Genomic DNA, 25060 nt, shown 5'->3' with positions numbered 1-25060 from the left:
TCATTGGGGGGCGTACTCACTCATTGGGGACGCACTTAAATGAGTGGCAGTTGGGGACGCTCCATGCCGAATGTGGGCGCCGCATGTTATTGGATGTTTGATCAACGCTTTCTTAAAAATGTTCAATAGAGGTAAATTCTGATTGAGATTATGCTGGAATATATCAAATTACAATTTGAATTTTGCAGTTATCCCAGTTAAAATGGGCAAAAGGAGGCAAGCATGCTCAAGCGTAAAATTATCGAGAAAATTGAAAACTGGAAACAGACTAAAACCGGGCAGGGACTGCTTATTACCGGTGCTCGACAGGTTGGCAAAACAAGCGCTGTCGAGCAGTTTGCCCGTGACAACTACAGAAGCTTCCTGAAAATTGACTTCGTGGAGAGACCTGACGCGGTCGAGCTCATAGGGGAGGCAAAGAGCCTCGATGACCTCATTGTGAGAATCACCGCACTGTCTTCATCGCCTATTGCTTCGGATGCGAAGACGCTTCTGTTTTTTGATGAGGTGCAGCGTTGCGGAGACGCCATCACCTGGATGCGTTACCTTGCACAAGACAATCGCTTCGATGTTATCTACTCCGGTTCCATGCTCGGGGTCGAGGCGTATCATTATCGGTCGTTGCCAGTGGGTACTATCGATATCCTTGAGATGTTTCCCATGGATTTCGAAGAATTCTCCTGGGCCCTGGGAGTCGATAAATCATTGTGGGATATCGTTCGAGCCTGTTACCGCAAACGGGAACAGGTGCCCCCATTTATTCACAAACGGCTGGTCGAGACGTATTACCGGTATGTTCTTGTGGGCGGCATGCCTGAGGCTGTTCAGCTGTTCGTCTCGACTCATGATACGCAGGCGATGCGCGCTCGCCAGCAGGGCATCCTCGAGGCATATCGTGCGGATATCGTACGGTACGCCGAAACCCCTGCGCATGCTCAGCGGATCAGGACGATCTACGATGCCATGCCCGCGCAGCTTAATAAAGAGAACAAGCGCTTTCTCGTTACCGGGATAGACAAGCGGAAGCGTTTTTTGGATCTGCAACCCGATTTTGACTGGCTTGTTAATGCGGGCGTTGCGATTCCGGTTAAGAGGGCGAGCGAGCCGATGTTTCCCTTGGGTCTTTCGCGGGAAGACAGCTTTTTCAAGTTTTATCTGAGCGATGTTGGTCTACTGTTTTCTACTTTTTCTCCCGCCGATGTTGAGGCCATTGTTGCGCAGCGGGATTCGGTCAACTTCGGGCAGGCTTTTGAGAATGCAGTAGCCCAGGAGCTGCGCGCATGCGGCTATTCTTCGTTGTTCTACTTTAACGCGGCGAAGGTTGGAGAAGTCGATTTTTTAATCGAGGATAAGCGGAGTCCCATCGTGTTGCCTGTCGAGGTCAAATCGGGTAGATACAGCACGAAGCACGCTGCCCTTGACCGCCTGATGAGCGTTGAAAACTATGGATTGACTCAGGCGGTCGTGCTTCACCGGGATAACGTGGTGGATGAAAAGACGATATTGTATCTGCCCTTATATATGGCGGCCCTGTTAAAAGAAATGCCACAGATGAAGGGTTGAGAGTTTAAGACACGCGATGCGGCTGTGGAAAATTCGGCATTGTGAGATGGAATACTGACCTCGCGAGAATCCATTCTCCTCCAAGGGTAGGCTTGCTAAGACAGCCAAGGCCACCGCAAAACCGCCAGGTACTTTTGCGGTGGCCTTTCTGGTTGGCGCCGCTTGCCGGCCACCGCAAATGTGCTTGGTGCGATCGTGGTGGTTACGCCACGGTCACGGCAACCTGAGCGTAGCGGCTGCAGGGGCGCTCGGCGCGTGTCTGCACGGTAAGGGTGAGCACAAAGCGGTCGCCGGGCTGCGCGTCGGCGGGCACGATAAAAGCGGTGCTCACCGTGCATTCTTGCCATAGCGAAAGATCCTGCGTGCCTGCATAGCTCGACGGGTCCTCGGCGACATCCCAATGTGCATCAAAGCCTCTGCCGTCGGGGTCGACGATGGCCGCTGCAAGGACGACACGCTCACCGGCTGCGGCGCTGCGGTCGGCCGTGACCTCGGCAACATGTGCCGGATGCGAACACGCTGCCGGATCATGGGCGCACCATTGCGCGCGGGCGGCAAAGTCTTCCTGATAGGCGCGCAGGTAGGGATTGGGGTTGCCGTCTATGGGTGTGCCGATGGCGGCAAAACCGGCGGGTGCGTCCGAGTCGGGGTGACCGTCGAGGAACATGCGGCCGAGCAGCGTGTCGAAGCTGCGGTCATCGATACCGCGCAGGCCAAACGGCAGTAGTGGAATGTAGGTCATGCTGTCGCCTTCGGCCATAAAGTCGCCGCGCTCAAACTGCATCGCGGGCATGCCTTCTAGACCCCAATCCAGACGGGCATGCTTGCCAAACTGAAAGCGCTCGGGCTCGTTTTCGTAGACCTTGCCATCGCCATAGAGCATATAGCGCGCCATGAGGGAGCCGTTGCCCTGCGTGAGATTCTGCTCGGGCCAAGGAGCCTGAAACAGCGGCAGCGAATCGGGCTGCGCCATCTTGGCGTCGACATAGCCGCCATACATATAGGGCACACGCCAAAAGACGAGCTCGGGAAAGAGCTCGCGTCCATGGTCGAGCCATGAGTTGTCCTGCCCTATGCCATCGGCAACGCCCATCACGCGCACCTTCCGATAGACCCGCTGCTGCACGGCGGGCCATTCGGGCGTGGCGCGATAACGCTCGGCAATGCTCATGAGGGCGCGAACAATGGTGTTCATGCCACCCCAGCTGAGCAGCCATAATGTACGCGGATCATCATCCAAAATCGCCTGCGCAATTACGCGAGACCCCTCAGTTTCCTCAGTCACATCACCCTCAAAGGCAACATTTCCCACAAAGGTGCGCTCGATCATCTGGGCAGGCGTGGGATACGGCGGCTCACCGGCAGCGTCCGCATTCGCCTGCAGCTGCGGCCAAGCCTGGACATATTCATTACTCCAGAGACTCTCAATCCAATGCTCGGGAAACGGTCGATACTCACGAAGCTCCCCGGCCAGCGGATCGGGCTCATGAGGCACAACAGCCCACTCGTAAGAGCGACGCCCCTTAGTCCGCCAATGCGAATTCACCTCGCCGAGCGTATGGACGCCATCGCCAAGAAAGTGATACTGCGAAGCCGTATACACCACAGCCTGAACATCAAGCACATTAAGATACAGAGCCAAATGAACGAGTGAGTTCATATCGTCGACTTCCATATCAGTAGTAACAATCACCCGAGTTAACTCTTGGGACATAGGAACAGCTCCAATCAAAATCAATTCAGCCAGTTACGCGCAAGGCAAGACGGGACCCACGCCCCCATCGCCGCCGACCCGGCGTGCTGCCGGAAGCGCTCGTCCAGCGTTTCGAACAACGTTAACTTAGGGGCCCTGACCTTTAGTTTTGTAAACATTCCGCAGCGCGGGTCCCACTTATCCGATGCTCCGAAGGAGCAGGATAAGCGGGACCCATGCGCGAGGACGTTTACAAAACTAAAGGTCAGGGCCCCCGATGGGATGGCTACCTCGAAACTCTGGCCGACCACTCCCAGCAGCCCACCGGCTCGCCGTCGATGAGTACGTTGCCCCCGTCGAAGTCTTGATAACACAGGTCGTTGAATTGGTGGATCCACACGCCGTGGTTGAACGTCTTCTTGGGCGAGCCATCGGCCTCGCGGTAGCGTCCGGTCAGGTCCTCGACATGGCTAAAGTAGGTGAGGTGCACGTTGGCTCCGGCGTCACGCAGGCGTGCCGTGAGCGGCAGCACGGTCTGCTGCGGCGACACGAGCTCATCGCCCTTGGAGTGCGTAAACCACAGCGGCGTCTTGGCGAGCGCGGCTACGTCCTCGTCCGTGGCGTTGTACCACGGGGCACAGCAGGGAAGGCCGGCGGCGAAGAAATCGGGGTAGTCGGCGCACAGGCGCAGGGTCATAAAGCCGCCGTTGGAAAGGCCGGCGACCACGATGCGGTCGGTGTCGATACGCTCGGCATGCTCGGCGACAAACTCGTCAATGAGCGCCTTGAGTACGGGGGAGTAGATGCTCTGGTTGGAGCGACCGAGCTGCTCGACGCCGTTGTCCATCCAAAACGTGGGAGACTGCGGCACGAGCACCCAGGCAAAGCCGCCAAAGTAGTGCTGGATTTGCGCCTGGCTAATGGCTGTCACGCGGTTGCCGACATAGGCGCGCGTGGCGCCTTCGCCCTGCGTGGCACCCTTGCCTTCACCGGCACCGTGCAGGTACACCACGAGCGGGGCCTTTTGGGGCACGACCGTGGCCTCGGGCGCGAAGGGATTGAAGCAGGCCGAGTCCTCTGCCTTAAAGTTGGGCTCAAAGAAGCCGTACTCGAGCGCGATGCCATCAATGGCGGTCTTTTGCACGGCATTGCTCCAGCCCTTGAGCGCGGGGCAGATGTCGCCGCGACAGGTATCGAAGACCAGGCCGCAGGTGGGGTCGTCGCCGTCGTTGCCGGGAAGGGCCACGAGCTGTGTGACGCGCAGCTGGTCATCGAGCATGCGCGAGCCCATGACGCTGCCTTCGATCTTTTTGGTCAGGCGCTGCTCGGCGACCTCGAGTGCCACATGGGTGCCCACGGCGAGCTTGCGGCCGTTCTCGTCACACGGATACGCGGCGAGAATGTCGATGTAACCCACGGAGGGCGTGGCATGGTCGGCGCCGTGCTCCTTGCGCATCAGGACCTCGCCCGTGCGCTCGTGACGCTCTACATATATATGGAAAGTGTTCGAATCGAGATCGTTGGCGCGCACGGTGCAGGGTAGGTCGAGAACGACCTTGCTGATCCAGGGGCCAAAGTCGCCCAAGGTGGTGACGGTTGCGTAGGTGCACGATTTGAGTTCCATGAGCTGCCTCCCTTGTGCCGCGCGTGCTAAACAATCGCGGCAATACAATCTAAACATGTTTAGTGTAAAGCAGAATTAGAGAATAAGCAGATGAACTCGGTAAACGGTCAAATCAAACACTCAATGAACTACTAAACACTCGTTTACTACTATCTAGCAGGGCTTTTGTTGATGAGTCAACAAGGAATTTGGGTGACAGATTATATAAAATCCCACGTAGACGGCCATTTATAAATAAACAGCACTATATGTAATGCCTTGGCATTCAATTACGTTCACCCCCGATTTCCTACCGTTCACCGGACTGCAAACGGCAAAACTGCCACAAATTCAACGCTGCGTGTAAACTAAGCGCTGTAAACGTTCAGTAAACAGATTGTTTACGACAGCGTATCCAAGGGTTCGGTAACCGTAAGGGGTTATAGTCACCGGGCCAAAGGCGTGCCTGCGCCCAAGCGATTAGGCACACGATGATATGGGGAGGGGTCCCATGGCAGTAGATAACAAGCAGATTGCCACCGATGTCCTCGAGCTCGTGGGCGGTGCGGAAAATGTCACCGTCGCCACCAACTGCATGACGCGCCTGCGTCTGACGCTCAAGGACAACAACAAGGCCGACGTGGAGAAGATCAAGAAGGTCAAGGGTGTTCTGGGCTGCCAGTTCGCCGGCAGCCAGCTCCAGGTCATCATCGGCCAGAACGTGCCCAAGGTGCTCGCCGAGTTCGTCGCCATGTCCGGCGTCAAGCAGGGTGCCGCGGTCGACGAGAACCTCGACGCTCCCAAGGAGAAGTTCGAGCTCAAGAACCTGCCCAACATCATCCTCGACTATCTGTCGGGCTCCATGACCCAGCTGATTCCGCTGCTCATGGCCGGCGGTCTGTTCCGCACCATCGCTGCGGTTCTTGGTCCCACCATGCTCGGCGTTATCTCCGATGCCGATCCGACCTACACGTTCCTCTACACCACCCTGTACGAGGCCACGTTTACCTTTATCCCCATCTACCTGGGCTATGCCGCCGCTAAGAAACTCGGCGCCACCCCGGTGCTCGGCATGCTCCTTGGCGGCGCCCTCATGGCCCCGTCTGTCGTGAGTGTCGCGACCCAGGAGGGTGGCGGAATCATTTCCGTCTACGGCATCCAGATCGCTGCTGCCAACTACCAGCAGTCCGTCCTGCCGATCATCCTTTCGGTGCCGGTCCTCTACTTCATCGAGAAGTTCTTTAAGAAGGTCATGCCCGACGTGCTGTCCACGGTCTTCACGCCGTTCTGCACCATGATTGTCACGATCCCCATCGCCTTCATCGTCCTCGCTCCCATCGGCAACGAGCTCGGCAACGTCATCGCCAATGCCCTCTTTGGTCTTGCCGACCTTGGTGGCATCGGTATCCTGATCGTTATGGCCATCCTCGGCGCCTTCTGGCAGCTCTTCGTGGTCTGCGGCATGCACATGCCCGTCATCCTGCTCGCTCAGGTTCAGATCATCGCCGCCGGCTACGATCCCTTCGTCTTCGTTTCCACCAACTGCGCTATGGCCGCCGTCTGGGGCTGCGCCTTCGGTGCCTTCCTCAAGATGAAGAACCCCGACGAGAAGGGTCTTGCTCTGGGTTACGTCATCTCCGCCATCGCCGGCGGCGTCACCGAACCCGCGCTCTTCGGTATCCTCATGCGCTTCCGTCGCACCATGCTCGGTATGTTCATCGGCGGTGCCATCGGCGCTGTGTTCTCCGGCCTCATGGGTGTTACCTACTACTTGGCCGGCGGTGCCTCCAACTTCCTGGTCTTCACCAACTACCTGCAGGGTGGCCAGATGAACACCGTCTGGGCTATCGTCGGTATGGCAATCTCCTTTGTCATCGCGGCTGCCGTCGTCTTTGCCACTGGCTTCTCCAAGGAGGAGCTCGCCGAGATGGAGGCCTAAGGCCAAACCATTCGGTCACATACGACCTTACCTACACGACAGGGCCCCGTCAGGCGCAAGCCCAGCGGGGCCTTTCCTGCAAGGTAGACTGATTGGGACGGGAGATGCCCGCTCGCAAGGGCTTGCTAAACGACGGAGGCTTTCGCGCGGGGTTACCGCGAAAGAATCTGCCGGTTCGCAACTCCTTTATCAAACGAAAGGACATGCAGATGAGTTTGGGAAAGCTGACCGTTAACGGTCGTCAGGACGGCTTTTTGTGCGAGGGCAAACCGTTCTTTTGGTTTGCCGATACGTGCTGGAGCGCGTTTACGAGCATTACCGAGGCCGATTGGGACTACTATCTGACCCGTCGCGCCGAGCAGGGCATGAACGTGCTGCAGATCAACACGCTGCCGCAGTGGGATCGCTGCTGCCCCGATCTGGGCATTTGGCCCTATGCCAGCGAGGACGGCGTGCATTTTGATTGGTCCCGTCCCAACCAGGCGTACTGGGACCGCGCTGCTGCCATGTGTCGCGCTGCCGTCGAGCATGGCATTCGTCCGGCGCTCGTACTTATGTGGTGCAACTACGTGCCCGGTACCTGGGGCGCCAAGATTGCCGAGCATTGCGGTGCCGAGGTTATGCCGCGCGAGGAGGTCCGTGCCCACGTTGCCCGCGTCGTCGAGAACCTGGGCGAGTTCGACCCCGCCTACGTGGTGACGGGCGATACCGACTTTACCAGCGACGAGGCGATCGCCTATTACGAGGACGCCCTAGACGAGGTCATCAAACGCGCGCCCGAGGCGTTGCGCACCATGCATATCAACCGCGGCAACCGCACCATTCCGTCACAGTACCTGGAGCGCCTGGACTTTTACATGTTCCAGCCCGGTCACAACTACGAGGGCCAGCCCGAGGCCTGGCGCCTGCCGCAGGACTTTATCGCCAACTATCCCAAAAAGCCGATGGTCAACTCCGAGCCCTGTTACGAGCAGATGGGTGCGTCGCGCAACGTGTACTGGCGCTTCACCGCACAGGACTGCCGCGCGAGTGTGTGGTCGTCGATCCTTGCCGGTGCGAGCGCCGGCGTGACCTATGGCGCGCACGGTGTTTGGAACTGGCAGACCAGCAAGAGTCAGGGCTCGGTGCTGGGCGAGGGCTTCGATATGCCGTTCCGCTGGCAGGAGTGCCTGCAGTTTGCGGGCGTTTGGGACTTTGGCGCGATCGAGCATGTGCTTGCCGGCCTGGGCGCTACGGCTGGCGATGACGCACTTGCCGTGGTTCCGGCGCAGGAGCTGCTCGATGACGCGCGCGAGGCCATTCGTGTGGCGCGCGTTGGCGATCGCGTCGTCACGTACCTGCCGCGTACCACGGCGCTCAAGTTTAAGCTCGACGGTGCGCGCGACTGGACGGCGACGGTCCTCGACATGGAGGACAAGCGCATCGCCAAGCTGCCCGTCCGCGACAACGGCGACGGCACCGTGCGCGTGGCTCAGCATCCCTTTGAGCACGACGCGCTGGTGATCCTGTCCCCCGGGCGCTAACGGCTCTACTCCAACATTTACAACCCAGTCCCTTTCATGAGGTTGCGACGGAATGGTTCCTGCATGACGGCTTTAAGCTGCCAAGGGGGCCATTCCGTCGCACTCATTGGGGACGCACTTAAATGAGTGGTCGTGATGTGGGATGGATTGGCACTTGCTACCGACGATCTTGGTGGGGATTTTGCACCCGTATGTTCCGATTCCGCGCTCAACGCTCAACTGTCACATTTCCTCGATCAACAAAAAGACCGGTGCCGCCTCGCGTGTGTCCCTAATCAACTTCTTCTGGTCCTGGACACCAAATGACTAGCTAATCCCCCAATAGGTTGCGGTGGAATAGTCCCTAAATTAAAGTCATGGGGCTTTAAACAGGAACTATTCCACCGCAACTGCTGAGGGGACAGACTGCGGCAGCGGCAGGGGCGTTGGCAGCTGTGGTAGTGGCAACGGCAGCTGGCAGGGTGTTTTCCACCTGCTCGCTACAGTAGCTCGCCGTGGCGTGCAATGTAGCGGCGCTTTGCCAGCTGAGTGAGCGCGATGTAGGCGGTGACGATGCCGATGAGCAGCGCGAAAAAGCCCGCGGGCAGTGTCATGAGGCCGAGCGCATCGGCGATGGGGCTTGCCGGCAGCCAGGTGACGAGCGCCAGACCCAGCACGGTGAGAACGCACAGTGCGGGCGCGGCGTGGTCGCGCGGGCTCGGCAGATGCGGGGAGCGCAGCATGTGGACCACGAGTGTCTGCGACCACATGGACTCGACAAACCAGCCGCTCTGGAAGAGTGCAGCGAAGGTCGCCATACCCGTGACATTGCCCGCGGCGGCAAGCTCGGACCAGCTCGCGCCCACGGCGGCGGGGCACACCACAAAGAAGAGCGCGGCGAAGGTCACGATGTCAAACAGTGAGCTCACGGGGCCCAGCTCGAGCATAAAGCCCTTGATGGACGCGGCGTCCCAGGCGCGCGGACGGGCAGTCCAGGCGTCGTCGACGGTGTCCCACGGCAGCGCGATGCACACGATCTCGTAGACCAGCGACAGCAGCACCAGCTGCAGGGCGCTCATGGGCAAAAACGGCAAGAACAGACTCGCGACGGTCACGGACAGCACGTTGCCAAAGTTGGAGCTCACCGTGGTCTTGAGGTACTTGAGCAGGTTGCCGTAGGTGCGGCGGCCTTCGATGATGCCGCGCTCGAGCACGCCCAGGTCCTTCTGAAGCAAGATGATATCGGCAGATTCCTTGGCAATGTCGACGGCGGAGTCGACCGAGATGCCGCAGTCGCTCGCGCGCATGGCGGCGGCGTCGTTGATGCCGTCGCCCATAAAGCCCACGGTGTGGCCGAGCAGCTCGCGCATGACGCGCACCAGGCGTGCCTTCTGCAGCGGCGAGAGCTTGGCGAACAGATGGGTTTTCTCGGCGCGCTCGGCAAGCTCGGCGTCATCGAGTGCATCGATCTCGGAGCCGAGCAAGACGTTGCTCGCGTCGATGCCGATCTGCTCGCAGACGGTGGCGGCGACGCGATCGTTGTCGCCGGTCAGGACCTTTACCGCCACGCCCTTGGCTTCGAGGGTGGTGACGGCGCCCGCGGCACTTGCTTTAGGTGGATCGAGGAAGGCCAAAAAGCCCATCAGCACCATGTCGCATTCGTCGGCGATGCCAAACTCGCCCACGCAGCGCGGATCGGTCTTCTGTGCCACGGCAATTACGCGTAGGCCCTCGGCGTTAAGCCCGGCGACCTGCTTGCGAATCTGGGCGAGCTTGTCTTCGGCGAGTGGCCGGGCGATACCGTTGACCTCGACAAAGGAGCAGATCTCGAGCATTTCCTCGGCTGCTCCCTTGGTAACCATCTGGGTTTTGCCCTGGGCGTCGGCTACAACTACGCTCAGGCGACGGCGCGAGAAATCGAAGGGCACCTCGTCGACCTTGGTATAGCGGTCGCGCAGGCTCTGGCCCAGCATGGAATCGGGTGCGACGGTCGAGGGCGTCACGTCGGCACGGTCGATTACGGCCAGGTCGATAAGGTTCTTGAGGCCGGTCTGGAAGAAGCTGTTCAAAAACGCATGACGCAGCACGCGTGCGTCCTCGTTGCCGTCGGTGTTGAGGTAGCGCTCGAGCACGATGCGGTCTTCGGTGAGGGTGCCGGTCTTGTCGCAGCACAGGACGTCCATCGCGCCGAGGTTTTGGATTGCCGGCAGCTCCTTGACGATAACCTGGCGGCGGGCGAGGTCCTTGGCGCCCTGCGACAGGCTCGTGGTCACGATGACGGGGAGCATCTGCGGCGTGATGCCCACGGCCACGCTCGTGGCGAACAGCAGCGCGTCGATGACGTTGCCCTTGGTGGCGGCGTTGATGGCAAAGACGGCCGGCGCCATAACGAGCATGAGGCGTACGAGTAGCATGGAGACGCTCGAGACACCGCGGTCAAACGCGCTCTTCTCGCCGCGCCCGTTGAGCATCTTGGCGATGCTGCCCAGGTAGGTGTCCGAGCCGGTGGCAACGACAAGCGCCATGGCGGTGCCGTTTTGCACGGAGGTGCCGGTAAAGACGATGTTCTTGCAGGCGGAGAGCGGCAGCGCGGAGCCGTCGGCACCCTCGACGACGGTGATGGCAGCTGTCTTCTCGACGGCCTCGCTCTCGCCGGTGAGCGCGGACTCGATCACAAACAGATCGCGCGCGGTGATGATGCGGGCATCGGCCGGCACCATATCGCCGGCAGAGAGACGGATCACATCGCCGGGGACGAGCTCGTCGAAGGGGATCTCGACGCGCTCGCCGTCGCGCAGGGCGGTGCAAGTGTTGGAGACCAGGTCCTTGAGGGCCTCTGCCGCATTGCCGCTGCGGGCTTCCTGGATAAACTTCATGCCGCCCGATACCAGCAGCATGATGCCGATGACGATGACCGTGGAGGGGTCGCGCTGCGGCTCGGGCACGGCGAGCACGTCGATGTAGAGCGAGACCAGCGCGAGCGCGGCGAGGATGCCGGCGAAGGGATCGATGAACGCGTCGGCGATGCGGCGGGCGAGCGTCTTGGTCGGTGCCTCGATGGTGTTGGGGCCGGAGGCGTCCAGGCGCTCGGTTGCCTGCTCGGCGGTGAGGCCGTTTGCCGTGGCGTCAAGCAGTACGAGGGCGTCCTCGGCGCTATGGGTGGCGGCGAATATGGTGTTCTTGGACAGGCCGGTGTGAGCGGCAGGGCGCGCCGTGCGGCGGCGCTTGGAGATAGCTTCGAGTACCGTGGCGGTTTTGAGCATCAGCATAGGGTCCTCCTTGTTGAAGGGAGTTAGCGTACGTGTCGTATTTGCTTCAAAAAACCTAGATGTCGCTCACGTCAAGCTCGCGAACCACCACAAAGGGGACAGGCACCTTTGTGGTGGTTTTGACGATCGGTTCGTGGTGCTTATGCGAATACGGAATCCTCACGGCGTGCCGAGGGCGACATGCAGGTTTTTCGACTAGGACTGCCTTCCATGGCACACCTCCTTAAGGCCGGGCGCAGCGCGCTTTGGGTATCTCGTACCCGTTTCAATCCGCCCGTATTCTTGATGAGGGGTTTTGACATGTCAACCCCCATTGTTCAGAAAACCATCGTCTCCGACAAAGCTCTTACAGAATGCCGTGGCCTCAAAGCGCGCCCGCATCGACGCCCTGCCTGCGCTAAACTGGAGAGCACGTACGCGATTACGAGAGGAGCCCGCATGGAGGCTTACAAGCAAGAGTTCATCAAGTTTATGGTCGAGTCCGACGTCCTTAAGTTCGGCAGCTTTACGCTCAAGAGCGGCCGTCAGTCCCCGTTCTTTATGAACGCCGGCGCTTACGTGACGGGCTATCAGCTCAAGAAGCTGGGCGAGTATTACGCCCAGGCTATCCACGATAACTTTGGCGACGACTTTGACGTGCTGTTTGGGCCGGCCTACAAGGGCATTCCCCTGGCCGTCGTGACCGCAATTGCCTACCACGAGCTGTACGGCAAGGAGGTCAAGTACTGCTGCGACCGTAAGGAGGCCAAGGACCACGGTGCCGATAAGGGCAACCTGTTGGGCTACGAGCCCCAGGACGGCGACCGCGTGGTCATGGTCGAGGATGTCACCACCAGCGGCAAGTCCATCGACGAGACCTATCCCAAGGTCAAGGCTGCTGCCGACGTCGAGATCAAGGGCCTCATCGTGTCCCTCAACCGCATGGAGGTCGGCAAGGGTGGCGTGACCACCGCGCAGAAGGAGATCGAGGCCAAGTACGGTTTCCCCGTCGCGAGCATCGTCTCCATGGCCGAGGTCGTCGAGACCCTCTACAACCACGAGATTGACGGTAAGGTCGTCATCGACGACGAGCTCAAGGCCGCCATCGACGCTTACTACGAGCAGTACGGAGCTCGTTAGTTACGGCGTTTTGCCAAACGCCGTAACCGGCCGACGCTGCGCGCCGCCCAGGGCGACAATTTGTCATTCAAAAGGCGAGGCATGACCAGAGGGTCAATGCCTCGCCTTTTTCATGCCAACTTGTTCGCCCTGGGCGGCGCTCGCTGTCCGTCCTCTACCTGCGGCGTTGTCTTACTCCGGATGGGTAGTCGTTGGGGACGTTCTTAAACGACTAATCATTGGGGACGTTCTTGTTTGACTAGTCGTTTAAGAACGTCCCCAATGACTACTTGCTCTCGTTAGATAGACGTCCGAGAACCACGCTCGTCACTACTTGAGCCCGGGCAGGCGGGTGTAGGGGAACGAGCGCTCCAGGAATTCGGAGCAGTGGGCGTAGTCTTTGGCGAAGTAGCTACTGTAAAGCGAATCGAGCACGTATTGCACGGCGATATGGCTTGCGAACTGCGTGATGCGATGCGTCATGCTCTCGTGGTCACTCACCGTAAGGTAGGCGGCAAAGCCAGGGTGAATGCGCGCGCAATAAGGCGTGCCGATGACGATGACCGGGACATGTCGACTGCTGAGGATCGGCAAGATGTCCTTGAGGTTGGGGGCAAGGCCGCTGTAGGAGATGACGATTGCCGCATGGTCGGGACCCGAGGCGAGTGCCGTTCGCACCTGGGCCTCGACACCGTCGTGGCACGTCGCGCTTTTACCGGCGGAGAGCAGGCGGTCGCGGAACATTCCCGCTGGATAGAGGTTGTGCGAGCCCGTGTAGATGTCGACCTGTCGGGCGTTCGCGATGAGCTTGGCGGCGTGGTCAAGCTGCGTGGGGTCGAGCAGCTCCTGCGTTTCGGCCAGCGTGGTCTGGTAGAGCCCCTCCATGCGCTCCATAACCTGCGCAGGGGTGGACGTGGCGTCGAAGGGAAAGTTGATGTCCACGTCGCGCCGATTGCCCGATTCGGTTGCCAGGCGGATGAGCTCGACTTTGAGATCCTTAAAGCCCTCGAGGCCGAGCTTTTTGCAAAAACGGTGCACGCTCGCAACAGAAACATTGGTGCGCGCGGCAAATTCCTTAATAGAAAGTCCGCGGATGTCCTCGCCGATGGCAAGGGCTGCAATGCCGAGCTGTTGCTCGGTAGGGGTAAGGCCCTGTGCCTCGGAAATCTTGCGTTTGATATCCATACGAACTCCCACACTCGCCAAACCTGCCAAAAAGGGACAGGTTTATTTTGGCACGTTTCGGTCGGTATCAGGAAGTATCAGGGACGGGGCGGCGGCAGGACTTGAGAACGAAAAGAAGTGTCGGGTTTGGCACCCCTGCCCCTGCCTGCCGCGCGCGTGGGCGATACTCAGCTTATCGACCCGCGATGCAAAGGAGATGCTCATGGCAAACATCAAGTTCCCCGAGGGCTTCTATTGGGGTGGCGCCACCGCCGCCAACCAGTTTGAGGGCGCTTGGAACGTGGACGGCCGCGGTCCTTCCGTCGACGACCATTTCTTGGGTGGCAGCTACAAGGAGCCGCGTCAGATCACGATCGATATCGACCCCGACCGTTTCTACCCCAACCATGACGGCATCGATTTCTACCATCACTATGAGGAGGACATCGCGCTGTTCGCCGAGATGGGCTTCAACATGTTCCGCATGTCCATCTCCTGGAGCCGTATCTTCCCCAACGGCGACGATGCTGAGCCCAACGAGGCCGGCCTCGCCTTCTACGACCGCGTCTTCGACTGCCTGCGCGCCCACAACATCGAGCCGCTCGTGACCCTCTCACACTACGAGATGCCCTATCACCTGGTCGAGAAGTACAACGGCTGGGCGAGCCGCGAGCTCATCGGCTTCTTTGAGAAGTACTGCCAAACCGTCTTCGACCGTTACCAGGACAAGGTCAAGTTCTGGCTCACCTTCAACGAGATCAACTGCGGTACTCAGGACATGGGCAACCTCTTCGAGACCAGCATGATTCAGGGCTTTGAGGGCCCGGCTTCGGCGGTTCACACCACGCCGCAGGCCCGTATGCAGGCGCTGCATCACCAGTTTGTCGCCAGCGGTCGCGTCGTGCGCTATGCCCACGAGCATTACCCGCAGTTCAAGATGGGCAACATGGACTGCTTTATCCTTTCCTATGCCGCCACGTGCGATCCGGCCGACGTGTTCGCCACGCAGCAGGAGATGAACGCCATGAACTGGTACTGCTCCGACGTGCAGGTGCGCGGAAAGTACCCGTTCTATGCCAAGCGCTTCTGGGCCGAGAACGATGTTGAGCTTGTGATGGAGGACGGCGACCTGCAGGATATCGCCGACGGCAAGGTCGACTTCTATTCCTTTAGCTATTACATGTCCGGCACCGTGGGCACCCACAAGGACCACGAGATGACCGAGGGCAACATGACCTTTGGCGGAAAGAATCCCTATCTGGAGTCCACCGACTGGGGCTGGCAGATCGACCCGCTGGGCCTGCGCATCGCCCTCAACGAGATTTATGCTCGCTACGAGATTCCGCTGATGGTGGTCGAGAACGGCATGGGCGCTTACGACGAGGTCGAGGAGGACGGCTCCATCCATGACCCGTACCGCATCGCCTACCTGCGCAGCCACATCAAAGCCATGGGCGAGGCAATCGCCGACGGCGTCGACCTGATCGCCTACACCTGGTGGGGCCCCATCGACCTGGTGTCCGCCGGCACCGGCGAGATGCGCAAGCGCTACGGCTTCATCCACGTCGATAAGTACGACGACGGCACCGGTACCTACGAGCGCCGCCGCAAGGACAGCTTCTTTGCATACCAGAAGATCATCAAGTCCAACGGCACCGAGGGCCTGGAGTAATTGAGTTCCGGCGGCCGGTCCGGCGTTCTGCCGAACGCCGGACCGGCCGCCGACTACGTGACCACCGACGTCAATGACGACGGCATCTGGAACGCCTTTGCTCGTCTGGGGCTTATCGAGGATTAATCGACAATATGAGCGCCACTGGGGAAAAGGTTTTGGGAAGGGCTTGAAAGGGCTCGCGATTCGAGTCCCCACCTTAGTATTTGAACCATTTGGCACTATAATCACCATAGGCATGCGCATAACGTTGCGCTTAATCAAGAGGAGAAAACGTATGGGTCTGTTTGACATGTTTAAGAAGAAGGCTGAGCCCGCGGCCGCCGCTGCTCCTGCCTCCATCTCTGCTTCTGCCGGCGCCGACGTGCTGTGCTCGCCCGTCAAGGGCAAGGTCATCAAGATGGCCGACGTGCCCGATCCCGTCTTTGGCGGCGAGGTCCTGGGCAAGGGCTGCGCCGTGTGGCCCGAGGACGATCTGGTCTACGCTCCCTGCGACGGCAAGGTGACCGTCACCATGGGTCACGCCGTGGGCCTGCAGTCCGATAGCGGCATCGAGGTTCTGGTGCATGTTGGCGTCGATACCGTCAACATGAACGGCGACGGCTTCGAGGGCTTCGTCAAGGCTGACGACGTCGTGAAGGCCGGCCAGCCCATCCTCAAGATCGACCGCACCAAGATCGCTGCTGCCGGTTACAAGGACTGCGTCGTCGTGGCTGTGTCCAACACCGCTGAGTTCGCCGACGTCGAGCTTACCGTCGAGGCCGAGTCTGCCGTCGCTGCTGGTGACGCCATCGTTAAGGTCGTCCGCAAGTAGACTGCGACATCCAAAGGATGTGCAAGGGTGGTCGGGTTATCCGGCCACCTTTTTTATTACAATGCGGCGGAACGTTTTATTGCGCGTTGGGCGGACCGGTAAACCGTTCGGACGATAAATCGAGCCGCCTGCGCCTTTGCTTTGCCGGGGGTGTTCGTTAGCGGCTAGTATGGCCTTATTGTTACGACGTGCACCGCGTCAGGAAGCGCGGTGCCGCTTGTTGGGAGGAATGTCATGAAGAAGAAGCTGCTGCTTGCGCCCCTGATGGCTGTTCTGGTCGCGTGCGTGGTTGTGCTTTCCGGCTGCGGAGGTCCTTCGGTTGAGGAGCTTATCACCGAGGATCTTACGACGCAGTTTGACGAGGTCAAGAACGGTGGCGACGACTTCCTCGCCGGCCTGGAAGAGGCCTCGGGCGACGAGTTCGAGCAGCTGGGCATCGATCCCAAGGAGTACGCTAAGAGCTATCTCGAGGGCTTTGACTACAAGATCGGCGACGTGACGGTCGACGAGGACAAGGGTACCGCAACTGCCGAGGTCACCATTACCTGCAAGTCCATGAACCAGATCGTTGAGGATTTTGCCACCCAGTATCAGGAGAAGGTCGCCGCGCTCGATTCGATGCCTTCCGATGACGAGCTGTACAAGATGGCCGGTCAGGTTATGGTCGATGTGACCAAGGCTGCTAAGACCAAGGACACCAAGGTCACCTTCAAGTACTCCTGCAATGACGACGGCGAGTGGTCTGCTGACGATTCCGCAACCAACGAGATGATGAATGCCATGATGAGCTAGGGAGTTGCGGCGTTTTACCAAACGCCGCAACTGCTCGACGCTGCGCGCCGCCCAGGACGACAATTTGTCATTCAAAAGGCGAGACATGACCAGAAGGTCTATGCCTCGCCTTTTTCATGCCAACTTGTTCGTCCTGGACGTCGCTCGCTGTCCGTCCTCTACCTGCGGCATTGCCATGGTAGTCATTGGGGCGGCACTTGGGGACGTTCCTTTTCTGCCGGCAGTTGGGGACACTCCTTGCACCAGCGTTGCATCGAATGCTCGGGAAAATGCGAGCCGGTATTTGGGCGAATAATGGGTCGCGGTTTCCGGATGGGGTGGGTTGCGGAAAGCGCGACCCGGAATATTGCTCTGAAACGGGATGCGGTTTCCCCGATGGGGCTCAAGCGGAAAGCGCATCCCATTCCGGAGCTCCAAAACGGGATGCGCTTTCCGTGCGGAAGAATTGTCGCAGCTACGTTAAGCGGCGGCTCCGCTACTCGCCCAGCACCAGCGCCGCGAGCTCTGCCTGGGTGTCCACCACGTAGTCGGCGCCGGCGGCCTCCAGCTCTGCGCGGCCGCGGAAGCCCCAGCTGACGCCCGCGCTCTTAAGGCCGGCGTTGTGGCCGGTCAGGATATCGACATTGGAATCGCCCACATAGAGCGTGGTTGCCGGATCGGCGCCCAGCTCCTCCATCACATGCAGCGTGACGGGTGCTTCGGGCTTGGGCGGAAACGCATCGACACGGCCCTGCACCAGCGCAAAGCGCTCAGAGCCAAAGTATTTCTCGATAAGCGGGGCTGCCGAAATATGATCCTTGTTGGTGAGCACGGCAAGCTGAACGCCCGCTGCGCGCAGACGGTCGAGCATCTCAATCGTGCCGGCGTAGGGTGAGGTGTGGTCCTCCTTGTGCTCGCCGTAATAAGCTCTAAACTCAGCAAGCGTCTGCTCAAACATGCGGCCGTCGCCCGCGTACTCGGCGGGCATAAAGCGCTCGACCAGCTTGAGCATGCCGTTTCCCACCTTGTAGCGGTACTCGTCCACGGCAAACGTGGGCCAGCCGTGCATCTCGCAGGTGTGGTTGCCGGCGGCCGCCAGGTCCTCGATCGTGTTGAGGATGGTGCCGTCCAGGTCAAAGATCACATGGGAAAAAGCTGCTGCCATGAAAGCTCCCGTCATTGGGTTTCAAAACGCACCTCATAATACTGGGCTTCCGCGTTGGGCGCGCTTGGAATCTGAACATCTCCAGGGATATCAAGCCACATCGCGCCGACCGCGCGATTCCGCCCTAGCAAATTCTCGGCAGCTGCTCTCCCACGAGCATGTCGAGGATGCGGGTCGATCCCCAGCCGGTGCGTACGCGCACGGCGGGTCGAGCGCCCTCGGCAAGCGGCAGCACGCGACCGATGATGGCGGCATTCTCGCCGTAGCGCGCGGCGCGCATAGCCGCCAGCGCGGCATCGGCCTGCTCGGCCGGCACCACGGCGACCATCTTGCCTTCGTTTGCTACCTGCAGAACGTCGTAGCCGAGCATCTCACATGCCGCCTGCACGTCGGGGCGCACGGGCACGGCGTCCTCGTCGATCTCCATGGCAACGCCGCTGGCCTGGGCAAACTCGTTGAGCGTGGATGCCAGGCCACCGCGCGTGGGGTCGCGGAAGCAGCGGGTGTCGGGGGCGGCGGCGAGCACGTCGGCAATCAGATGATTGAGCGGCGCAGCGTCGCTTTCAATGTTGCTCGAAAACGCCAAGCCCTCGCGCTGGCTCATGATGGCGATGCCGTGGTCGCCCAGCGTACCCGAGACCAAGGTGACATCGCCGGGCTGGCAGTTTGCACCGCTGAGCGCCACGCCCGCGGGCACCTCGCCCACGCCGGCGGTATTGATGTAGACGCCGTCGGCACCGCCGCGCTCGACCACCTTGGTGTCGCCGGTGATAATCTTCACACCTGCCTCATGTGCCGTTTCGGCCATGGTCTGTACAATCTGGCGCAGCTTGTCCATGGGATAGCCCTCTTCGAGGATAAAGCCGCACGATAGGTAGCGCACGTTGGCGCCCGAGGTCGCGACGTCGTTGACGGTTCCGCATACGGCGAGGCGGCCGATATTGCCGCCGGGGAAGAACTGCGGCGTCACCACAAAGCTGTCGGTTGACATGGCGATTCGCCCGCTTGCGGGCAGCGCGGCGACACCGGCATCGTTGCCCGCAAGCAGCTCGGGCGACCCAAAGGCATCCAGAAAGACCTCATCGATAATGCGCTTCATCATCTGGCCGCCGGAGCCGTGGCCCAGCAGGACAGTGCTATCGGTGGCAGTACGGGACATATCGAAAACTCCAATCGTGGGTGGAATCGGCAATAGCCGAGTGTGGCAGAATCGATGTTAAGTAAAAGTCAGCGAGCGCCATTCAGACGAAGTGAGTTGCCTTGAAAGAGGAGGCTGCTGGGCTTTTGCCCGCAGCCGACGATTGAAAGGCAAATCGCTCGTCTGAATGGTGCGCAGCGTCGGCCGGTCCGCCGTTCGTTAGAACGGCGGAATCTAATAGTCGCGGTAACGGTAGTACGCCGCGCAGCTGCCTTCGGAGCTCACCATGCACGGGCCGACGGGGTGCTCGGGCGTGCAGGTGCGGCCAAAGAGCGGGCAGCCGCTCGGCGTAATGGCCCCGCGCAGCACGTCGCCGCAGCGGCACCCACGCGGCTCGACCGTCTCCTCGACGGGCACGTCAAAGCGGGTGCGGGCATCAAAGCGCGAGAACTCGGGGCGGATGGAAAGGCCCGAGTTGGCAATCGGCCCCAGTCCGCGCCACGTGGTGTCGCACGGCTTAAACACCTGCTCGACCAGCTGGCGCGCCACGGGGTTGCCGTCTGCGTTGACGCCACGGCGGTAGGCGTTGCCAATCGCGGGCCCGCCCTCGACAACCATCTGGACCAGCATGCAGATGCCTTGCAGGATATCGACCGGTTCAAATCCCGTGACCACGCCCGGGGTATCGAATTCGTTGACCAAAAAGCCAAAGGGTGCCAAGCCCGTGATGGTGGCGACGTGGCCCGGCAGGATAAAGCCGTCGATGGCGGTCTCGGGGTCGTTGGCGATGGCGCGCAACGCTGGCGGCGTGGTCTTGTGGGCGCAATAGACCGAGAAGTTCAAAAGCCCGCGCGCCTCGGCCTCCAGGATGGCGGCGGCGATGGTGGGCGTCGTGGTCTCAAAGCCCACGCCCATAAAAATGACCGGACGATTGGGGTTTTGCTCGGCAATGTCGAGCGCGTCGAGCGGGGAATAGACGATGCGGATGTCGCGCCCTGCCGCCTTTTGCGCAGCGAGCGAGGTGGACGATCCGGGCACGCGCATCATGTCGCCAAAGGTGGTGATGATGGCGCCGTCTATGTTGGCGAGCGCGATTGCGTGGTCGATGTCGCGGTTGGCGGTAACGCAGACGGGGCAGCCCGGTCCGCTCAGCAGCTTGAGCCCGGCCGGCATAATGGAGCGAAAGCCATAGCGGCCGATGCTTACGGTGTGCGTGCCGCAGACTTCCATAAGGTTGATGGTGCGGTCGCCGACAAGCTCGCAAATGCGATCGATGAGCTCGCGGGCCAGCTTGGAATCGCGAAATGCCGAAAAGTCGATACCGGAGCGAGCCGGCTGTCCGGCCGCCACTAGTATGCCTCGGCCGGGTTGCTGGCCAGTTGGTCTTCTTCGGCCAGCTCGGTCATGGTGTTGACCAGGTCGAGCGTCTCCTGCGCCTCCTGCTCGTCGACAATCTGGATGCCAAAGCCGGCGTGCACGAGAATATAGTCGCCAACCTGAGCCGTCGGCACGAGTCGTAGCGACACGGGGCGCTCGATGCCCATCATGTCGACGGTGGCCTTGAGGTCGTCGTCGCGTTTGACTACTTTACCGGGAACGGCAAGGCACATATTGTTCCCCTTTTAGACGCTTTGCGCTGGATGGGCGCTTAATAATCCATCAGTTGATGGTAGCGCTCGCGGGGTTCGCGGGCAAACGCGTTACGCCTGTGAGACGGCTGGGCACGGCGGCGTACGAGGGCGAGCTACTGTGATGCAATCCGCGCAAGACGAGCGCTCGCGACCGCCGCCTGACCGTAGGCGATGCAGCCGTCATTGACGGGTACGGTGTGGGGGACCAAGACAGCAAGGCCCGCGCTTTTGAGCTCGCGGGTGAGGAGCCGAAGCAGAAGTCGGTTCATGAACACGCCGCCCGATAGGGCGACGGTGTCGATGCCCTCGCGCACGCAGATATCGCTGGAGATGTGTGCCGAGGAGCGCGCGACGGCGACATGGAAGTCGAGCGCGAGCCTGTCGGCGGGCGCTCCGGCTTCAATTCCCTCCAAAAGTGCCTCAAAGAGTGCTTTCTGGTCCAGAACATAGGAGCCGTCCAACCACGATGGGTCAGATGCGGAATAGCCGGCGTTGTCGTCGGGAAAACGGGCGATTTCGCTGTCCAGTGCACGCCAGGCGGCGGCTTCGAGCTCGATGGCGGGTTCGCCCTCGTAGGTTGCCTGGCCGCAAATGCCCAAAATCGCGGCTGCGGCATCAAACAGGCGACCCATGCTGCTGGTGCGCGGGCTGTTGATGCCGCGCTCGATCATCGTTGCCGTTATGCTGCGCGTCTGCTCGTCAAGGCTGTCCAAGAGTCCCGCGGCGCCCGGGTGTTCGAGCAGGTCGAGCTCGCTGAGCAGGGCAAAGGCATTGCGGCGGGCATCGTGTACGGATGCGGCGCCACCGGGAAGCGTCCAAGTGCGCAGATGCGCGACGCGTTCAAAATCGGCGAGATGGGAGATAAGAAACTCGCCGCCCCATATGGTGCCATCGGTGCCGGCGCCCGTGCCGTCGAAGGCGATGCCGAGGACGCGTGCATCGGGCGCAAGCCGGCCTGCGACAATCGCCTCTGTCATTACGCTCGCGATGTGCGCATGATGGTGCTGGACTTCGATAAGCGGCAGATTATGCTCCCGTGCCTGCTCGCGTGCCCATTGGCTCGACAGATAGCTGGGATGCATGTCACATGCCAAGGCGGCGGGCGCCAGGTCAAAGAGGTTTTCCAGACGCGAGCGCGCGGCGCTCCAGGCATCGAAAGTCGCGCCGTTTTCGACATCGCCGATATGCTGCGACACAAAACAGGTCGTATGACCGTCGGCGTCCTCGCGCGTGAGTGCGATCGTGGCTTTTTGCTGCGGCCCACAGGCGAGTACGCAGGGCGTGGTGCCGTCGAGCGCCGGCAACGACAGCGGTTGCGGCGCATATCCGCGTGCGCGACGCACGGGCATGACGTCGCCGTCGACCAAGCGTACCACGGAGTCGTCGTAGCGCGACAGAATCGCGCGGTCGTTACCGAGCAGCGCATCGGCGATGCCGGCGGCAACAAGGTGCTCCCATGCAAGGGCATCGTCGGTCTCGATGGGCTCTTCGCTCAGGTTTCCGCTGGTCATGACGATTGCGTGCATACCGTTCGCTGCAGCCGCGGCGAGCAGCAAATGTTGAAGTGGGGTGTAGGGGAGCATGACGCCGAGCTCGGGCAAGTCGTGCGCGACGGATGGCGCGAGTTCGAGGGCGTTGGGGGAGCCGTGGGTGTCGCTGCCGGCTGCGCGGCGACGCAACAGCACAATGGGACGAACACTGCCGGCCAGCAGGTCGCGCTCAACGCCATCAATGTGACACAGGCGCTCGGCGTCGGCAAGGCTGCGCACCATAACGGCAAGCGGCTTGTTGCTGCGACGCTTGCGACGGCGCAACTCGCACACCGCCTGTTCGTTGGCGGCATCGCAGGCCAGATGGAATCCTCCCAGACCCTTGATGGCGACGATCCCGCTGCCTGCCAGCAGCTCGACACAGCGTTCGATGATGGCATCGCTGGCCTCGCGCGTGGAGCCGACGGCTGGTGTTGCGTCGACACCCGCTGGTACAACGTCGCGATCCGCCTCGCGCCACGTAATGTGCGGCCCGCATTCAAAGCAGGCGTCGGGTTGCGCGTGAAACCGCCGATCGAGCGGGTCGGCATACTCTGCGGCGCAGGTGGGGCACATGGGAAAGCGATCCATCGAGGTTGCCGCTCGGTCATAGGGCAGCGAGCGAATGATGGTAAAGCGCGGCCCGCAATTGGTGCAGTTGATAAAGGGATAGTGAAAGCGTCGGTCGGCGGGGTCGAACAGCTCGCGCAGGCAGTCGTCGCATGTGGCGATGTCGGGCGAGATGAGCGTCGTGTGGGCAGTCTGATCCCGCGACGCCACAATGCGAAAACCCTGCTCGTTAGCGGCGTCCCAGTCGCCGGGTGCTAGGTCCACAACCTCGACATGCTCCACGCGAGACGCCGCAGGCGCATGTTCGGAAAGCGCGGCGATAAATTCGTCGAGCGACTCGCTTTGAGCGTGTGCCTCGATATGCACGCCATCGCCCGCGTTGAGCACCCAGCCGCAAATGCCGTGCGCCATGGCCTCGCGATACACAAACGGTCGCATGCCGACGCCCTGCACAATGCCCGTTACATGGATATGCACGTGCCGCATGCGATCCTCCTTCATTGAAATGTGTGCTGTTACAGCCCCAGGCTCTGCTCGGTGGCGGCACAGGTGAGCTCGCCGTGTTTAACCCCGCGCAGTCCCAGCAGACGGTCTGCCAGCTCGTAGACGCGTTTGCCGCGACCCTTGAGCGCCAGAATCTCCAGGCAGTTGTGGTGGTCCAGATGCACGTGCATGGTCGAGACAATCTCGTCGGTGTAGTCGTGCTGCACCTCGTCCAGACGGCGCGTCAGGTCGCCGGTGTGATGGTCGTAAATCATGGTGAGCGACCCGATGACCTGCTCGTTGGGCGTTCGCATCTGCTCCTTGGCGATCGAGGCGCGAATCAGATCGCGTACGGCCTCGGAACGGTTGGCCACGTCACCGCGGCGCGCGATCTGCTCGTCAAAGCGGCGCAGCAGGTCGTCGGGCGCGGTGACCGAAAAGCGGACCAGCTCGGAGGCGGAGCCGCTGCAACGGCAGTCCGCGTCGCCAGTCGGCCCGTGCGAATGCTCGTGTCCGTGATCGCAGGTGTGCTCGTGCTCGGTCACGCTACACCAGCTTTACGGAGCCAACGGAGTTATGGTCGGCCTCGATGGCCTCCTCGTAGCCCTCGAGTGCGTCGTGCGCCTCGTGGAGCGCCGCCATGGCGGCCTCGAGTTTGGCGCCAATGCGCTCCATATCAAAGTTCTCGGTCGCATGCAGCAGCTGATGGCTCCACTCGTGGGCGAGCTCGATCGTGTCGTCGACCTGCTTGACGCTCATGGCAAGCTGGCTCATGTTCATTCCGACGTCATGCATGGGAAATCTCCTTTTATACGGGTCTAATCAGTGGTTCAGATTCTACTACGCCCGCTTTGCGCATCGCCGCATAAGAAAACGGGTGCGAGTCTGTCTGACCCGCACCCGTTCACTGGGGGCTGTTTGTGACTACCATACTATCCGTGGTCGCGGGCGCAGCGCCCGGCTCTCCGGTGAGCGGCGCAAAACCGCTCATGGACGGCAGCACATGACCGGCGTATTACAGGTGCTTCTCAAGCAGCGCCTGCAGCCTGGCCTTGGGCAGCGCGCCAACGGAGCGGTCAATTTCCTCGCCGTTCTTAAATACAACCAGCGTGGGGATGCTCATGACGCCAAACTTCATGGCCAGGTCCTGATTGTCGTCGACGTTGCATTTGGCGACGACAAGTTTGCCGGCCAGCTCGTCGGCCACTTCGTCAACGATGGGCGAGAGCGAACGACAGGGACCGCACCACGGTGCCCAAAAATCAACCAGCACGGGAAGGCTGCCGTTAACGACGGAATCGAAGTTCTCGGGGGTAATCTGCTTAATGTCAGCCATGGTGACCTCCATAATGCGACGCGGCTCGGCCGCGTAAAACTCAGTACGACCGTGCTTATACCCAGCCGCCCGCAAAGCAACCACTCGCGGGCAGCTCTTTTATATAATGGTGGGCACGCA

19 protein-coding genes are annotated in these 25060 nt (G+C 60.7%); 7 read left to right on the top strand and 12 right to left on the bottom strand.

The annotated features are described in order from the left end of the window. Nucleotides 1-222 precede the first annotated feature (222 nt). Nucleotides 223-1563 (top strand): AAA family ATPase, encoded by a 1341-nt coding sequence (locus AAA138_RS06785; protein ID WP_195568866.1) that lies wholly within the window; start codon nucleotides 223-225, stop codon nucleotides 1561-1563. A gap of 202 nt (nucleotides 1564-1765) precedes the next feature. On the opposite strand, the gene AAA138_RS06780 is transcribed toward AAA138_RS06785, so the two are convergent. Then, the gene (locus AAA138_RS06780) at nucleotides 1766-3277 is read right to left on the bottom strand and encodes a nucleoside hydrolase-like domain-containing protein (RefSeq protein WP_195568865.1); all 1512 of its coding nucleotides are present in this window, start codon (nucleotides 3275-3277) and stop codon (nucleotides 1766-1768) included. Between the two features lie 265 nt (nucleotides 3278-3542). Beyond that, the gene (locus tag AAA138_RS06775; protein ID WP_349090112.1) at nucleotides 3543-4880 is read right to left on the bottom strand and encodes a prolyl oligopeptidase family serine peptidase; all 1338 of its coding nucleotides are present in this window, start codon (nucleotides 4878-4880) and stop codon (nucleotides 3543-3545) included. Between the two features lie 490 nt (nucleotides 4881-5370). On the opposite strand from AAA138_RS06775, the gene AAA138_RS06770 reads away from it, so the two are divergent. Both AAA138_RS06770 and AAA138_RS06765 read left to right on the top strand, forming a co-directional pair. After that, nucleotides 5371-6798 carry a PTS transporter subunit EIIC gene (locus AAA138_RS06770; protein ID WP_349090111.1) on the top strand — a complete coding sequence of 476 codons (1428 nt, stop codon included), beginning with the start codon at nucleotides 5371-5373 and terminating at the stop codon, nucleotides 6796-6798. A gap of 209 nt (nucleotides 6799-7007) precedes the next feature. Further along, nucleotides 7008-8321, top strand: a complete 1314-nt coding sequence (locus tag AAA138_RS06765; protein WP_349090110.1) for a DUF4038 domain-containing protein — start codon at nucleotides 7008-7010, stop codon at nucleotides 8319-8321. 479 nt (nucleotides 8322-8800) lie between these two features. Here the strand turns inward: AAA138_RS06765 and mgtA are convergent, their stop codons facing one another. Further along, nucleotides 8801-11569 carry a magnesium-translocating P-type ATPase gene (gene mgtA / locus AAA138_RS06760; protein ID WP_195568861.1) on the bottom strand — a complete coding sequence of 923 codons (2769 nt, stop codon included), beginning with the start codon at nucleotides 11567-11569 and terminating at the stop codon, nucleotides 8801-8803. A 438-nt stretch (nucleotides 11570-12007) separates the two neighbouring features. Here mgtA and pyrE point away from each other — a divergent pair, with 438 nt between their 5' ends. Further along, complete coding sequence (pyrE, locus tag AAA138_RS06755; RefSeq protein WP_089573524.1) at nucleotides 12008-12688, top strand: orotate phosphoribosyltransferase; 681 nt, start codon at nucleotides 12008-12010, stop codon at nucleotides 12686-12688. A 309-nt stretch (nucleotides 12689-12997) separates the two neighbouring features. Here pyrE and AAA138_RS06750 read toward each other — a convergent pair whose 3' ends face one another. Then, nucleotides 12998-13852, bottom strand: a complete 855-nt coding sequence (locus AAA138_RS06750) for a MurR/RpiR family transcriptional regulator (RefSeq protein ID WP_349090109.1) — start codon at nucleotides 13850-13852, stop codon at nucleotides 12998-13000. 202 nt (nucleotides 13853-14054) lie between these two features. On the opposite strand from AAA138_RS06750, the gene AAA138_RS06745 reads away from it, so the two are divergent. From AAA138_RS06745 to AAA138_RS06735, 3 genes are all read left to right on the top strand, one after another. Then, the gene (locus AAA138_RS06745; RefSeq protein WP_195569080.1) at nucleotides 14055-15503 is read left to right on the top strand and encodes a glycoside hydrolase family 1 protein; all 1449 of its coding nucleotides are present in this window, start codon (nucleotides 14055-14057) and stop codon (nucleotides 15501-15503) included. A 277-nt stretch (nucleotides 15504-15780) separates the two neighbouring features. Next, nucleotides 15781-16317: a PTS glucose transporter subunit IIA gene (locus AAA138_RS06740; protein ID WP_161160036.1), complete on the top strand. Its 537-nt coding sequence runs from the start codon at nucleotides 15781-15783 to the stop codon at nucleotides 16315-16317. Between the two features lie 234 nt (nucleotides 16318-16551). After that, nucleotides 16552-17109 (top strand): hypothetical protein, encoded by a 558-nt coding sequence (locus tag AAA138_RS06735; RefSeq protein ID WP_117634513.1) that lies wholly within the window; start codon nucleotides 16552-16554, stop codon nucleotides 17107-17109. A 475-nt stretch (nucleotides 17110-17584) separates the two neighbouring features. Here the strand turns inward: AAA138_RS06735 and AAA138_RS06730 are convergent, their stop codons facing one another. From AAA138_RS06730 to trxA, 8 genes are all read right to left on the bottom strand, one after another. After that, nucleotides 17585-18253, bottom strand: a complete 669-nt coding sequence (locus AAA138_RS06730; protein ID WP_349090108.1) for an HAD-IA family hydrolase — start codon at nucleotides 18251-18253, stop codon at nucleotides 17585-17587. 124 nt (nucleotides 18254-18377) lie between these two features. Further along, nucleotides 18378-19412 (bottom strand): hydrogenase expression/formation protein HypE, encoded by a 1035-nt coding sequence (hypE, locus tag AAA138_RS06725; RefSeq protein ID WP_349090107.1) that lies wholly within the window; start codon nucleotides 19410-19412, stop codon nucleotides 18378-18380. A gap of 213 nt (nucleotides 19413-19625) precedes the next feature. Further along, nucleotides 19626-20741 carry a hydrogenase formation protein HypD gene (gene hypD, locus AAA138_RS06720; RefSeq protein WP_349090106.1) on the bottom strand — a complete coding sequence of 372 codons (1116 nt, stop codon included), beginning with the start codon at nucleotides 20739-20741 and terminating at the stop codon, nucleotides 19626-19628. Continuing rightward, the gene (locus tag AAA138_RS06715) at nucleotides 20741-21001 is read right to left on the bottom strand and encodes a HypC/HybG/HupF family hydrogenase formation chaperone (RefSeq protein WP_195920097.1); all 261 of its coding nucleotides are present in this window, start codon (nucleotides 20999-21001) and stop codon (nucleotides 20741-20743) included. The genes hypD and AAA138_RS06715 overlap by 1 nt, the downstream gene beginning before the upstream one ends. Nucleotides 21002-21135: 134 nt before the next feature. Beyond that, nucleotides 21136-23607, bottom strand: a complete 2472-nt coding sequence (gene hypF / locus AAA138_RS06710; RefSeq protein WP_349090105.1) for a carbamoyltransferase HypF — start codon at nucleotides 23605-23607, stop codon at nucleotides 21136-21138. Between the two features lie 29 nt (nucleotides 23608-23636). Then, the gene (nikR, locus tag AAA138_RS06705; RefSeq protein ID WP_349090104.1) at nucleotides 23637-24149 is read right to left on the bottom strand and encodes a nickel-responsive transcriptional regulator NikR; all 513 of its coding nucleotides are present in this window, start codon (nucleotides 24147-24149) and stop codon (nucleotides 23637-23639) included. A gap of 1 nt (nucleotide 24150) precedes the next feature. Next, nucleotides 24151-24399, bottom strand: coding sequence for a hypothetical protein (locus AAA138_RS06700; RefSeq protein WP_006235225.1), 249 nt, complete (start codon nucleotides 24397-24399; stop codon nucleotides 24151-24153). A gap of 220 nt (nucleotides 24400-24619) precedes the next feature. Continuing rightward, on the bottom strand, nucleotides 24620-24940 hold the full coding sequence (trxA, locus tag AAA138_RS06695; protein WP_349090103.1) for a thioredoxin: 321 nt from the start codon (nucleotides 24938-24940) through the stop codon (nucleotides 24620-24622). Between the last annotated feature and the right edge of the window lie 120 nt (nucleotides 24941-25060).

The sequence above is a fragment of the Collinsella sp. CLA-JM-H32B genome, from assembly GCF_040098065.1.
Taxonomy (GTDB): domain Bacteria; phylum Actinomycetota; class Coriobacteriia; order Coriobacteriales; family Coriobacteriaceae; genus Collinsella.
This window is presented reverse-complemented; position numbering and strand designations above follow the sequence as displayed.